The sequence below is a fragment of the Nonomuraea sp. NPDC004354 genome (assembly GCF_053602555.1).
In genome coordinates this window covers 826,125-839,441 of sequence record NZ_JBSGDV010000002.1, presented here as the reverse complement: position 1 = coordinate 839,441, position 13,317 = coordinate 826,125, and the positions used below count along the sequence as shown (strand labels likewise).

At 72.7% G+C, this 13,317-nt stretch carries 10 protein-coding genes; 9 read left to right on the top strand and 1 reads right to left on the bottom strand.

Features of this window, described 5'->3' with window-relative positions:
- Positions 1 to 303 precede the first annotated feature (303 nt).
- From ACWENQ_RS09825 to ACWENQ_RS09800, 6 genes are all read left to right on the top strand, one after another.
- On the top strand, positions 304 to 1,458 hold the full coding sequence (locus tag ACWENQ_RS09825) for a serine hydrolase domain-containing protein (RefSeq protein ID WP_452413623.1): 1,155 nt from the start codon (positions 304 to 306) through the stop codon (positions 1,456 to 1,458).
- A 121-nt stretch (positions 1,459 to 1,579) separates the two neighbouring features.
- Positions 1,580 to 2,152 carry an RNA polymerase sigma factor gene (locus ACWENQ_RS09820; protein WP_452413621.1) on the top strand — a complete coding sequence of 191 codons (573 nt, stop codon included), beginning with the start codon at positions 1,580 to 1,582 and terminating at the stop codon, positions 2,150 to 2,152.
- Positions 2,149 to 3,231, top strand: a complete 1,083-nt coding sequence (locus ACWENQ_RS09815; RefSeq protein WP_452413620.1) for a CU044_5270 family protein — start codon at positions 2,149 to 2,151, stop codon at positions 3,229 to 3,231. Before ACWENQ_RS09820 ends, ACWENQ_RS09815 begins: the two co-directional genes overlap by 4 nt.
- 95 nt (positions 3,232 to 3,326) lie before the next feature.
- Positions 3,327 to 4,481 carry a nitroreductase family deazaflavin-dependent oxidoreductase gene (locus tag ACWENQ_RS09810; protein ID WP_452413618.1) on the top strand — a complete coding sequence of 385 codons (1,155 nt, stop codon included), beginning with the start codon at positions 3,327 to 3,329 and terminating at the stop codon, positions 4,479 to 4,481.
- 52 nt (positions 4,482 to 4,533) lie between these two features.
- Positions 4,534 to 5,058, top strand: coding sequence for a DoxX family protein (locus ACWENQ_RS09805; RefSeq protein WP_452413616.1), 525 nt, complete (start codon positions 4,534 to 4,536; stop codon positions 5,056 to 5,058).
- Between the two features lie 40 nt (positions 5,059 to 5,098).
- Positions 5,099 to 5,521 carry a hypothetical protein gene (locus tag ACWENQ_RS09800; protein ID WP_449921815.1) on the top strand — a complete coding sequence of 141 codons (423 nt, stop codon included), beginning with the start codon at positions 5,099 to 5,101 and terminating at the stop codon, positions 5,519 to 5,521.
- A 501-nt stretch (positions 5,522 to 6,022) separates the two neighbouring features.
- On the opposite strand, the gene ACWENQ_RS09795 is transcribed toward ACWENQ_RS09800, so the two are convergent.
- The gene (locus ACWENQ_RS09795; protein WP_452413615.1) at positions 6,023 to 7,183 is read right to left on the bottom strand and encodes a serine hydrolase domain-containing protein; all 1,161 of its coding nucleotides are present in this window, start codon (positions 7,181 to 7,183) and stop codon (positions 6,023 to 6,025) included.
- A gap of 461 nt (positions 7,184 to 7,644) precedes the next feature.
- Here ACWENQ_RS09795 and ACWENQ_RS09790 point away from each other — a divergent pair, with 461 nt between their 5' ends.
- From ACWENQ_RS09790 to ACWENQ_RS09780, 3 genes are all read left to right on the top strand, one after another.
- A complete protein-coding gene (locus ACWENQ_RS09790; protein WP_449921819.1) occupies positions 7,645 to 8,865 on the top strand; it encodes a sensor histidine kinase in 1,221 nt (406 codons plus the stop codon).
- Positions 8,862 to 9,584, top strand: coding sequence for a response regulator (locus ACWENQ_RS09785; RefSeq protein ID WP_452413613.1), 723 nt, complete (start codon positions 8,862 to 8,864; stop codon positions 9,582 to 9,584). Before ACWENQ_RS09790 ends, ACWENQ_RS09785 begins: the two co-directional genes overlap by 4 nt.
- A 119-nt stretch (positions 9,585 to 9,703) precedes the next feature.
- Positions 9,704 to 13,201, top strand: coding sequence for a S8 family serine peptidase (locus ACWENQ_RS09780; protein WP_452413611.1), 3,498 nt, complete (start codon positions 9,704 to 9,706; stop codon positions 13,199 to 13,201).
- Positions 13,202 to 13,317 lie beyond the last annotated feature (116 nt).

Below are 13,317 nucleotides of genomic sequence, written 5' to 3'. Positions count from 1 at the left end.
CCTCGGGACTCGGGAACCTCGGCATCGCCGGTGTTCCCGATCGGTCCCGGCACGCCCACCTCGCGGGCGGCCCACCCGGACACCGGGCCACCGCACTCCTCCGCGCCCATCGCCCAGCGCGCGAGGCCCTACGCCGGGCCTCGCTCCCCCGCGCCCATCGGCCGGTGCGCAAGGCCGTACGCCGGGCCGTACCCCCGGAGTAGTGCCGCCGCGCGTTCCGTGGCGCGGCATCTCGAAAACACTCATCCACGAGCGGGTCCGTGCCGCCCTGGCACGGCCCGCGCGACCCCGAAGGACACCCTCATGCTCACACGCACCACCGGCCTGCTGCTCATCACCGGGGCCATGGTCGCCGCAGGTGCCATGCCCCACGCCGCGTCCGCCGAGCCCGGCCACGCCGGAGTCCAGCGCGTGCTCGACCGCGCCGTGACCGAGGGCGGCGTTCCCGGCATCCTCGCCGAGATCCGCGACGGCCGGCAGCGCTGGTACGGCACGGCGGGCGTGGCCGACACCGCGACCGGCAGGGAGCGCCGTCCGCAGGACCGCTTCCGCATCGGCAGCACCACCAAGGCGTTCGTGGCCACCGTGGTCCTTCGGCTCGCCGCCGAGGGCAGGCTCGATCTCGACGACACCGTGGAGAAGTGGCTGCCCGGCCTGGTCCGCGGCAACGGCCACGACGGCGCGGCGGTCACCCTCAGGCAGTTGCTCGGCAACACCAGCGGGATCCACGACTACCTGCAGGATCAGGCGGCGGTGAACCAGCACGAGTACCCCACCCCTGAGCAGCTCGTCCGCATCGCGATGACCCACCCGCCCGTCTTCCGGCCCGGCACGAGCTGGGGGTACTCCCAGACCAACTACGTGCTCGCCGGCATGGTCGTCGAGCGGGCGACCGGCAGGACGCTGGCCGACGAGATCGCCCAGCGGATCACCGGCCCGCTCGGACTGTCAGGGACGTACCTGCCGCGCGCCGACGACCTGAGGATCCGCGGGCCGCACTCCCTGCACTACACCAGGCTCAACTCGCCCGAACCCGACGCCAAGATCTACGACGTGACCGAGTTGAACACCTCCCCGTTCTGGGCGGCCGGCGGCATGATCTCCACGGCCGGAGACCTCAACCGGTTCTTCCGCGCGCTGCTGGGCGGCCGGCTCCTGCCGCCGGCCCAGCAGCGCGAGATGTTCACCACGGTCCCGACCAAGGACTGGATCCCCGGCACCGCCTACGGCCTCGGCGTCTCCTCGATGAAACTGCCGTGCGGCACGACTGTCTGGGGCATGGGCGGCGCCATCTTCGGCTCGTGGTCGTACACGTACGGCACCCGCGACGGCAGCCGCGTGCTCGCGACCAACGTCAACGGCGACTGGGCCCGCGGCCCGTGGAAGGACCCGCTCGGCATCTTCACCGACGTGCTGGAGGCGGAGTTCTGCCCCGGCGGCGCCTCCCGGCGGTCGTAGGCACCGCGGCGGGACCGGGGACGCGACCCGGTCCCGCCGTTCTGCTCGGTGCGGGGCTGTAAGAAGGAGCGGGTTTCGACCACTTCCCTAGTGACGGCCCACCGAAGGGAAGGAACGACACATGACCGAACCTGATCCTCGGGATCGGTTCACCTCCCTGTACGACTCCTGCTACGCGAGCGTGTACGCGTACGCGGTCAGTCGTGCGGGGCGGCAGCTCGCCGAGGAGGTGGCGAGCGAGACGTTCTGCGTCGCGTGGCAGCGAATCGACGACGTGCCGGCCCAGGCGCTCCCCTGGCTGCTCGGCGTCGCCCGCAACGTCCTGCGCGAGTCGTACCGGGCGGAGGCGCGCCGCCAGTCGCTCGAGGCCGAGCTGTCGGCGTGGGTCTCGGCCGAGGAGCTGACGGCGGGCGACGTCGCGGAGTCGGTGACCGAGAGGGCAGCACACCTGCGGGGGCTGGCGGCGCTCTCCGACGACGACCGCGAAGTGCTCACCCTGGTCGCCTGGCACGGCCTGCGGGCCGCGGACGCGGCGAAGGTCGTCGGCTGCTCCACCGCCACGTTCTTCGTCCGGCTGCACCGGGCCCGGCGCCGCCTGGAGCGCGCGCTCGCCCCGAGGTCCGGCTCGACCGCCGGCACCGCCCTCCCCCTCTCCCCCGAGCCGCTCGCAGTCACGAAGGAGGCAACCCGATGAGCAGGACCGATGTGATGAAGGGGCTCTCGAAGGCCCGTCCCGCCGCTCTCACGCCGCCGGACGACCCCGCGCGTCTCGAGCGGATCATCGCCGCCGCGGCCGTACGGCCGCCCGCGAAGGTGGCCGCGCCCAGGCGGCGCCGTACCACGATGGGGTGGGGGCTGACAGCCGGGGCGCTGGCCGCGGGCCTCACGGCGGTCGTGGTCCTGACCCCTGGAACGGCCGGCGACCAGGGCGTGGATCCCGCCGTGCGGGGGATGTTGCTCACCGCGGCGGAGCAGACCATGAAGACGCCCCAGACCGCGGGACGGTACTGGCACACCCGCGGGGTGAACTCCGGTGCCCGCTTCTCTGAAAGGCGGACGCAGGGGGTCTGCCGCGACGAGACGTGGGTGGCGCGGTCTCCCGAGGACCCGAGCTGGTGGATCGTCCACTCCTGGACCCGCGTGGCGGCCGTCGACGGGGCCCCGCCGCCCCAGGACGGCGTGTGGAGCTCGGCGCAGGAGCACTTCGCCTGTGCCCGCGGCAACCGCGAGCTGTCCGACCCGATGGGCGAGACCCCCTACGCCAGCCGGCTCAACTCCTTCGCCGAGCCGGGGTCGAGCTGGCCGAACATCAACGGCAAGGCGGTGAGCGTCGCCGAGATCGAGCGCCTGCCCACCGATCCGGAGGAACTGAAGCGGGTGCTGATCCAGTGGCAGGGCGACGGGGTCAGCGAGCCGCGACGCACCCAGCTTCTCGTCGAGCAGGCGGCCGAACTGCTGCTCGAGCTGCCCGCACCCGCCGGTGTCAGGGCGGGGCTGTTCCGGATGATGGCCGATCTTCCGGGAGTGCGTTCGCTCGGCGGCGTGCGGGACCCGCTCGGCCGCGCCGCGGACGGGGTCGCCCTGCGGACCTGCGAGCCCGGCTACGGCACCGACCTGCAGCTCCTGTTCGACAAGGACGCCGGCCGCCTGCTGTCGGTGAACAGGTCGGCCGGCTCGCAGGGCTGCTCGGACCTCCGGCCCGCCGGGTGGAGCGCCGTCCTGGAGACCGGCTGGACGGACGAGTCGCCCGAGCTTCCCGCGAACCGCTCGTGACCGCTTGACTTGAACCCCGCTTCAGGTTTCAGACTTCCGGCGTGGCCGTCGCTGCTCGCGACGCCGTACTGAACCTGACTCGCGGAGGAATCGCCATGCCGGAACAGCCGACCGCCGACCAGTGGCCCGACATCGCCCGCCCCGACGCCGGCACCGTCCTGGTGACGGAGTCGCCCGCCCAGCACCGCGCCACGGTGGAGCAGGCCGTAGCCGGCCTGGAGCGCGGGCCCTGGCCGGAGGGGCTCCTCTCGTTCAGCGCCTTCGCGAGCACCGACGGGGAGAAGGTGCTCACCTACACCCAGTGGGCGGACGGCGGCGCCGACCGGGAGTTCACGGCCGGCGCCACCGGTGCCGAGCCGGTCGAGTACCGGCTCTACCGCGCCGTCCCGAAGAACGGCGTGCCCTCTCCCCCGCAGGACGGCCCGCCGTCCCCCGGGATTCTCGTGGCGGCCGGTGTCGGGTTCGACGGCCCTGACCCGGAACGGCAGCGGCGCTGGGTCGACACCGTGCTGGCCGCGCTGGACGGCGAGACGGCACCCGCGCCGGGCGGGATCTCGGGCTACTTCCACGTCAGCACCGACGGCACCCGCGCGCTCGCCTACGCGGAGTGGACCGACGAGCAGGCGCACCGCGACGCCGTCGAGGGCTCCGGTCAGGGCACGGTGGGGTCGTCGCCCGGGTGGCGGCTGGTCAGGGAGTTCCCGGGGGTGACGAGCGGCGGCTTCACCCGCTACCGCCTGCTGCGCAGCCTGTCCACGCCCGCACCGGGGACCCGGGACGAGACGGGAACCCGGGACGAGGTCAGGGCGCAGGACGAGGTCGTCGACAACCCGACCGGCTGGGTCGCCGCGCACATCCAGGCCTACGTCGAGTCCGACGGCGCCCGTGGCCACCTGTACCAGGGCTGGCCGACGCTGCTGCTCACCACCCGGGGCCGCCGGTCGGGCAAGCGGCGCCGTACCGCGCTGATCTACGGCCAGGACGGCGACCGCTACCTGCTGGTGGCCTCGAACGCCGGGTCGGCCCAGCACCCCGCCTGGTATCTCAACCTGATCGCGGATCCCGAGGTCGACGTCCAGGTCGCCGCGGAGAAGTTCACCGCCCGCGCCCGTCTCGCCACCGCCGAGGAGAAGGGGCCGCTGTGGGAGCGGATGGCGGAGATCTTTCCGCTCTATGACAGCTACCAGGAGAAATCCGCTCGCGACATCCCGCTGGTGATCCTCGAGCGCCTTGACGGCAAGAAGAGCTGATCCAGAATTCGGTCCACTCATAATGCCTGCTCCAGCCGGGTAAGAACGTCGTATGAAGGTGAAGGCCGAGGACATTGGAGTGCTGCTGCTGCGCGTGCCCGCCGGACTGCTGCTCATGGGGCACGGCGCGCAGAAGCTGTTCGGCTGGTTCGACGGCGGCGGCCCCGACAAGACCGGCGAGGTGATGACCGCGCTCGGATACCCGCATGGCAAGCTCGTCGGCACGGTCGCGGGGCTCGGCGAGCTCGGCTCCGGCGCGGGGATCGCCCTGGGCGCGGCCACACCGGTGTCGGCCGCCGGACTCATCGCCACGATGACCAACGCGATCGTCGCCGCCCACCTGCCGCAGGGGCTGTGGGCGCAGCACGGCGGGTTCGAGTACCCGCTCGTGCTCGGCACGGCCGCGACGGCGCTGGCGGTGCACGGCCCTGGCAGCCTGTCGGTCGACGCGATACTCGGCGTCGAGCGCAAGGGGCTCACCTGGGGGATGGTGGCGCTGGTTCTCGGCGTCAGCAGCGCGGCGGTCGTCCTCTCGTTGCGCCGGCAGAACCAGGCCGGCGAGGCGGAGAATCCGTAGATCGGGTGAGCCGTTCGCCGATCTCATACGTCAAACGGTCATGAGGATCTGGCGAATCGCGCTTCTCCCGGCGCTCCTGCTGTCCCTGGGACTCTCCTCCGCGCAGCCCGCCCAGGCGGCGGACGTCGAGACGAAGGTGCTCGTCGCACTCCGCAAGCAGGGCGGTTTCGCGGGCTTCGACGACCGGGTGACCGTCTACACCAACGGGTGCGTACGGCTGAGCCGCAGGACCGGGCCGACCGTCGACAAGTGCCTGACCAAGAAGGAGGTCGCCGCACTTCGCGGCCACCTGAAGCGCCTGCGCCTGGGCCGCTCCGAGGCGCAGCCGCAGGGGGCCGACTTCATCAAGTACACGATCAGCTACAAGGGTCACCGCGCCAGCCGCTACACACTGACCACCAGCTGGAGCCCGGTCGTGCGGAACCTGGAGCAGCTCCTCGAGAGGTACTGGGCGCCGGACTGAGGCACGGCCCTCCGGCCGCCCCGCCTGCGCGCAGCTTCTCCGCTGGACGGCAGGTTCTCCGCTGGACGGCAGGTTCTCCGCTGGACGGCAGGTTCTTCGCTGGACGGCAGGTTCTTCGCTGGACGGCAGGTCAGGGATGTATTGGAGCTCCACCCTGACGATCCGGCCGTCCCGCCGGGTGAAGCCGTCGTGGGCGCGCCGGCCGTCCGGATCGCTGGGCGCCCAGCGGACAGACACGTCGGCGATCTCGGCGTCCTGCGCGAGCGACCTCCCGTGGAGGACCAGCCCTCCCGCGGGGAGCCGGCGAGCACCGGTTGAGAGGACCGGCGACCCCCGGGGAGGACCGGTGAACTACCGCGCAGATCGAGCAACCTCCTGTGGGGAGCCGGCGACCTCCCGCGGAGGACCGGCGACCCCCGCTGAAGGGCCGGCGACCCCCGGGAGGGCCGGTGGCCTCCGGTGGAGGTCGGGTGCAGGGGCCGGGCGAAGGGTGGGTGGGGCTCAGGAGGCCGTCGAGCGGTCGCAGAGGGCCCGGTCGATCAGGTCGCCCGCGGCCTTCTCCTGCGCCATGGACCGCTGGTCGCCCAGCTGCGTGCTCATGGACACCACGACGCTGCGGCGGCCGTCCGCCGTGACCCCGGTCCGCGTCTTGTACCCGTAGTCGTCGCCCCCATGGTGCCAGTAGACGCCCCCGCACGACAGCGGCCGCGAGCTGAGCCCCAGGCCGTAGCGGGCTCCGGGCCAGACCGCCTCGTGAGCGGGGGCCCTGACGGTCTTCTTCATCTCGGCGAGCTGCTCGGCGGGCACCAGCGTGCCGCCCAGCAGGGCGCGCAGGAACCGGTTGGTGTCGGCGGTGGTGGAGATGAGGCCGCCGGCGGCGTCGCCGTCGAAGTGCTTGGTGACGTCCAGCGGGGCGGCCGGCGGAACGATCAGGTAGCCCCTGGCGTGCGGGTGCGGGACGTCGCTCGAGGTGCCCGACCACACGGTACGGCGCAGCCCGAGCGGCCGGCTGATCCGGTCGGCGACTTCCTGGTGCCACGCCCGCCCGGTGACCTTCTTGATGATCATGCTGATCAGCAGGTAGCCGGTGTTGGAGTAGCGCCAGGCGGTGCCGGGCGCGAAGTCCGGCTTGTGCTTCACGGCCTTGGCGACGATCTCCTCCTCGGTGAACCGGTCGTACCGGTGCTCCAGGAGCTCCTCGACCGAGGCGTAGGCGGGGTAGGCGTCGTAGATGCCGCTGGTGTGCTGGAGGAGCTGGCGGACGGTGATCTTGCTGCCGTCGTTGCCGTTGCCCTGGACGACTCCGGGCAGCAGTTCCTCCACCGTGTCGTCGAGGGAGAGCTTGCCCTCGGCCGCGAGCTGCAGGACCACGGCGGCCACGAACGTCTTGGTGGTGCTGGCGATCCTCAGGTAGCCGTTGGCGGGGACGGGGCGCCGGGTCCCGTGGACGGCGGTGCCGCTGGTGGCCACCAGGTTCGCGCCGGTCGGGGTGACCACCCGGGCCTGCACGCCGATGGTGCCGATCTTCTTGAGCGCGTCGACGTCGCGTTGGAGGTCGGCCTGGCCGTACCGTGGCGTGGCGGTGGCGCCGGCGGGGAGGGCGGTGGCGAGCACGGCCGCGGCCACGGCGGTCAGCAGCGCGGCGCGGGGTGTGTGACGCATGTGTTCTCCTGGGTGTTCGGATCTGTGGTTCACTTCCGCGAAGCCCCGGCGAGGCCCCCGGGACGACCCGAGGAAGCCCGGGACCGCCCACGGAAGCCCCGGGACGATCCACGGAAGTCCAGGGATCGCCCACGGAAGCCCCGGGACGATCCGCGGAAGTCCGGGGACAACCCGAGGAGGCCCCGGGACCGTCCGCGGAAGCCGGGGACTGCCCGCGGCAGCCCCGGGATCGCGTGGAGGCCCGGGACGGCCGGTGCCGTGAAGGCGCTGGACGCCGGGGAGAGCCGGGGAAGGCCCTCCGTCGGGGGTTCGCGATACGACCCTAGAAGAGGGAAACGGCCAGGTGATCGGCCGTGAGCGGGGTTCCGGCGTCGACCGGAGGGAGGATCTGCGGGCCGTACGGGCAACTTTGGATGCGTATGGCGGGAACACGCCCTCCCCCGCTCTAAGGTGGCGTGGTGATGGGGAGGATCCCGGCCGCGCGGCGGTGGTTCGCCGAGCACCCGCGCGTGGCCGACGTCATGCTCGCCGCCGCGCTGACCACGGAGGTGCTGCTGGTCAGAGTGAGCGTCGGGATTCCCGACGATCCCGGCAGGACGGCCGTGGTAGGGGCGTTGCTGCTCGCGCAGGCTGTCCCGCTGCTGTGGCGCAGGTCGCGGGCGTGGCTCGTGATGGCCGTGGTGAGTGTCGCCTACATGGCGTTCGAAATGGCCGATCCCATGATCGGGTTCCGCGACGGCCTGTCCGTGGGGTTCGCCGTCTACGCCGTCGCCCGCTACACGTCCCCGCCGGCGAGCCTGGCGGCGGTCGGCGCGGGGGTGGTCGTGGTGCTCGCGCCCGATGTGGTGCTCAGACCGCTGGCGGGCATGCCGCTGCCGCCCGACCTGCGCCCCGGGTTCGTGGAGGGTCTGCTGGTCATCGGGCTGCTGTGGGGGGTGTGGCTGCTGGGCAGCTCCCAGCGCCACATCCGCGCCGACGCGGCCACGCTGCTGGAGCTGACCGCGCGGTTGCGCGCCGAGCAGGAGGTGAGCGCCGCGCGGGCGGTGACCGCCGAGCGCTCCCGCATCGCCAGGGACCTGCACGACCTGGTGGCCCACCACGTCAGCGCCATCGCCATGCAGGCGCGGGTCACGGCCGAGGTGCTGACCGACGATCCCGAGCTGGCGGGCCGCGGCATGGCGGGGATCGGGACGGCCGCCGACACGGCGCTGCTGGAGATGCGCAGAATGCTCAAGCTCCTGGCGGACGACGAGGCGGGAGCGGCGGGGCCGCTCAGCCCGGAGCCGTCGCTGCGGCACCTCCACCGGCTCGCGTCGGCGGCGCGGGCGGCCGGCGGCGAGGTCGAGGTGAGCGTCGAGATCGGTCCCGACGGGGAGGGCGGGGTGCCGCCCGCCGTCCAGGTGTCGGCCTGCCGGGTGGTGCAGGAGGCGCTGACGAACGTCCTCAAGCACGCGGGCCCCACCTCGGCCCGCGTCGAGGTGCGGCAGGTGGGAGAGGAGCTCGTCGTGATGGTCGCCAACGCCCCCGGTCCGCCGGGGCACGTGCCCATGACGGGCTCGGGGCTGGGACTGATCGGCATGCGGGAGCGCGTCGCGCTGTTCGGCGGCACGCTCGGCGCCGGTCCTCGCCCGGACGGCGGCTGGCAGATCCTGGCGACCTTCCGATGGGAGGGGGCGGCGTGACGACCGCGGGAGACGCGGCCGCGGGCGGTGTGACGACGGTCCGGGTGCTGATCGCCGACGACCAGGATCTGGTCCGGGCGGCCCTGCGCGCCATGCTGGACCGGCGGCCGGGTCTGGAGGTGGTCGGCGACGTGGCCGACGGCGAGCAGGTGGTGGCCGCCGCCGTCGAGCTGCGGCCTGACGTGGTGCTCATGGACGTGCGCATGCCCGGCATGACGGGCATCGAGGCCACGGGACGCATCGTGGGCGCCTGGCCGTACCCGGGTCCGGCCCCGAGGGTCCTGGTGCTGACCACCTTCGACCTCGACGAGTACGTCCACGCCGCGCTGCGCGCCGGGGCCAGCGGCTTCCTGCTGAAGAACTCCTCGCCCGACCAGCTCGCCCACGCCATCAGGGTGGTGGCCGCCGGGGAGGCCATGCTGGCGCCCGCCGTCACCCAGCGGCTGATCGGCGCCTTCGCCGCGATCCCGCCCGCCCTGCTGGCCGGGCCGGCGCCGGCCGAGGGCGCGGGACGGCTGGACAGCCTCACCCGGCGGGAGCTGGAGGTGCTCGTGCTGGTCGCCAGGGGCCTGTCCAACGCCCGGATCGCCGAGAGCCTCAAGCTGTCGGAGGCCGGGGTGAAGAGCAGGGTCAACCGCATCCTCACCCGGCTCGGCCTGGACAACCGCGTCCAGGCGGCCATCCTGGCGCACGAGTGCGGCCTCCTCGACGGCGGCTGAGCGGACCCTCACATCCGATAGGTCACATTTCCCACATATGCCGCACTGACCTCTTGAAAAGCTGACTGACGGGGGTCACGCTTCGTGCACATGGAGGTAAAGATCGCCTAGGAGCGCCCGTGACCCAGTCCCCCCGGCACCGGCGAGCGATCCTGTTAGGGATCCTCGCGATGCTCGCCCTCCTTCTCCCCTTCGGCGTCGCGCACGCCGCACCGGAACCACAGAAGATCAGCGAAGCCGTCCGCGCCGACCTGTCCCAGGATGACAAGGCCAGGTTCTGGGTGCGGTTGAAGGGCGAGGCCGGCCTCAGCGCCGCGCACCGGGCCACCACCAAGGTCGACAAGGCCAGGCAGGTCTTCGCCGCCAAGACGCAGCACGCCAGTGCCTCCCAGGCGAACCTCCGCAAGCTGCTCGAGGCCCGCGACGCCGAGTTCACCCCCTTCTGGATCGTCAACGCGGTCGTCGTCACCGCCGACGCCAAGCTCGCCGCCGAGATCGCCGAGCTGCCCGAGGTCACGGCCATCGAGCCGGTCAGGACGCTCTCCCTGCCCAAGCCCGTCCCCGGTACGGCGGAGGCGAAGGTCAACGCCGTCGAGTGGAACGTCGACCGCGTCAACGCCCCCCGCGTCTGGAACGAGCTGGGCACCAGGGGCGAGGGCGTCGTCGTCGCGCACATCGACACCGGCGCCCAGTTCGACCACCCGGAGATCGCCGCGCAGTACCGGGGCAGGATCCCGGGCGGCGGCTACGACCACGACTACAACTGGTTCGACCCCGCGCGGGTCTGCCCCAGCCCGGCCCCGTGTGACAACAACGGCCACGGCACCCACGTGATGGGCACCATGGTGGGCGCCTCGGGCATCGGCGTCGCGCCCGGCGCCACGTGGATCGCGGCCAAGGGCTGCGAGGGCCAGACCTGCACGGACGCCTCGCTGCTGGCGGCCGGCCAGTGGGTGCTCGCGCCGACGGACCTGACCGGCGCCAACCCGCGCCCCGACCTGGCCCCGGACATCGTCAACAACTCCTGGGGCGGGCCCGGCTTCGACCCCTGGTACAAGGCGACGGTCGACGCGTGGATCGCGGCCGGGATCTTCCCGATGTTCGCCAACGGCAACGAGGGGCCCGCCTGCCGTACCAGTGGCTCGCCCGGCCAGTACGTGGCCGGTTACAGCACCGGCGGCTTCGACGTGAACAACGTCGTCTACAACCGCTCCAGCCGGGGCGAGGGCGAGAACGGCGAGATCAAGCCGAACATCTCGGCGCCCGCCGTGAACGTCCGCTCGTCGGTGCCCGGCGGCGGCTACAGCAGCTTCACCGGCACCTCGATGGCCTCGCCGCACGTGGCGGCCACGGTCGCGCTGATCTGGTCGGCCTCGCCGCGCCTGCAGGGCGACATCGCGGCGACACGGCCGCTGCTGGACAGCACCGCGATCGACGTCAACGACACCACCTGCGGCGGCACCGCGGCCGACAACAACGTGTGGGGCGAGGGCCGGCTCGACGCCTTCGCCGCGGTCAGCGCCGCGCCACGCGAAGGGCTCGGCGGGCTCAAGGGCACGATCACCGCGGAGGGCGCGCCGGTCGCGGGCGCCACGGTCGCCGTCACGGGGCCGCTGAGCCGTACGGTCACCACCGGGCAGGACGGCGCCTACACCCTGCCGCGCCTGGTGCCCGGCGAGTACCGGATCACGGTGACCAAGTTCGGCTACGGCGAGGCCACCGCGACCGCCACGGTCGTCGCCGAGCAGAGCACGACCACGGACGTGACGCTGACGCCGACCGCCTCGGCCGTCGTCTCCGGTACGGTCACCACCGCCGGCACGCCCGAGCCGGGCGCCGCGGTCGCCGCCCGGGGCACGCCGGTCAGCGCGGTCACCGACGCGTCGGGCAGGTACCGGCTGACGCTGCCGCACGGCAGCTACGAGCTCACCATCACTCCCGCCTCCCGCTGCTCCAGCGGCGCCACCGCCGAGGTCACCGTCGCGGGCGACGTGACCAAGGACATCGAGCTGCCGCTGCGTGGCGACAACTTCGGCTACACCTGCAGGAGCGGCTCCGACGCCTACGTGGCCGGCACCGAGAAGCTCGCGCTCACCGGCGACGACGAGGCGACGCAGGTGACGCTGCCGTTCACCGTCCCCTACTACGGCACGGGCCAGTCGCGCGCGTGGGTGACCACCAACGGCTTCGCCACCTTCGCCACCGACCGGGCCACCTCGGGCAGCAACGGCACCCTCCCGACGACCACGGCGCCCAACCTGGCGGTCTACCCGTTCTGGGACGACCTGGTGGTGGACGCCCAGGCGGGCGTCCACACCGCGACGAGCGGCACCGCTCCCCGCAGGAGCTTCGTCATCGAGTGGCGGAACGTCACCTTCTACTCCGACACCACCCAGCGGATGTCGTTCTCCGTCGTGCTGGGCGAGGACGGCTCGATCGGCTACCGCTACAAGGACGTGGACAGCGAGCGGGAGCAGGGGTCGAGCGCCACCGTCGGCATCGAGAACGCGGGCGGCACCGACGCCCTGCTGTACTCCTACAACGCCGCGGCGCTCGCCAACGGGCAGAGCCTCACGGTGACGCCGAGCAGGCACGGCCTGGCGATCGGCACCGTCACCGACGCCAACGACGGCGACCCGCTCGCCGGGGCGCAGGTGAGGATCGGCGACGTGGCGACCTTCACCACCGGCGCGGACGGCACCTTCTACGGGCAGGTCCCTGCCGGCGACTACACGGTGGAGGTCTCCAGGGAGCACTACGGCACCTTCTCCAAGCAGGTCACCATCGCGCCCGGCACGCTCACCAGGATCGACACCGCGCTGGTCACCGGACGGGTGAGCGCCTCGGTGGCCGAGGTGACCGTGGTGATGCCCGCGGGGGCGAGCAGGACCCGCACGGTGGAGCTGACCAACCTGGGCTCGCCCACCGCCTACACGGCCACGACGGCCGACGGGGCATGGCTCTCCGTCACCCCGGCCGCGGGCGAGCTGGCCAAGGGGCAGTCGGCGGCCCTGAAGATCACCGCCTCCGGCGCCGGGCTCCAGCCGGGCAGCGTCAGGACCGGCACGCTGACCGTCCGCTCGGCCAGCGGCCGGCAGCCGGTCATCGAGATCAAGGTGACGGTCGCGGTGCCGAAGCTCCAGGTGGCCGTGGACGCGGGCGGCACCAAGGCGCTGGTGGACGGCGAGGGCGACGCCTGGACGGCCGACCGGAAGTACGCCCAGGGCGCCCACGGCTACGTCGCCACCTCCTCCTCGACGCACTCCACGACCAGGACCATCCAGGGCACGACCGAGCAGGAGCTGTTCCGCCGGGTCAGGGAGAACATGCTGGAGTACCGCTTCGACAACGTCCCGTCCGGCACGTACACCGTGGAGCTGGGCTTCGCGGAGACCAGGTCGATGGCGATGGGCAAGCGCGTCTTCGACGTGATCGTCGAGGGCCAGCTGGCCATCCCGGCGCTCGACCTGGCGCTGGAGGCCGGCACGTACACCGCGGTGACCAGGCAGCACACGGTGAAGGTGACCGACGGCCAGCTCAACGTGCGCTTCGCGGCACGCAAGGGGGCGCCGATCGTCAGCTTCGTCCGCATCTCGGAGCGGCCCGACAAGCCGTGACATGACGCCGCGGCCCCCTCCGCCCGGAGGGGGCCGGGGCCGTTTACCGGGCCGGTCGCGCGGTCCGCCATCCACCGTTCGGTGGATTCGGGGATCAGCAGGATCGGCCGGTGATC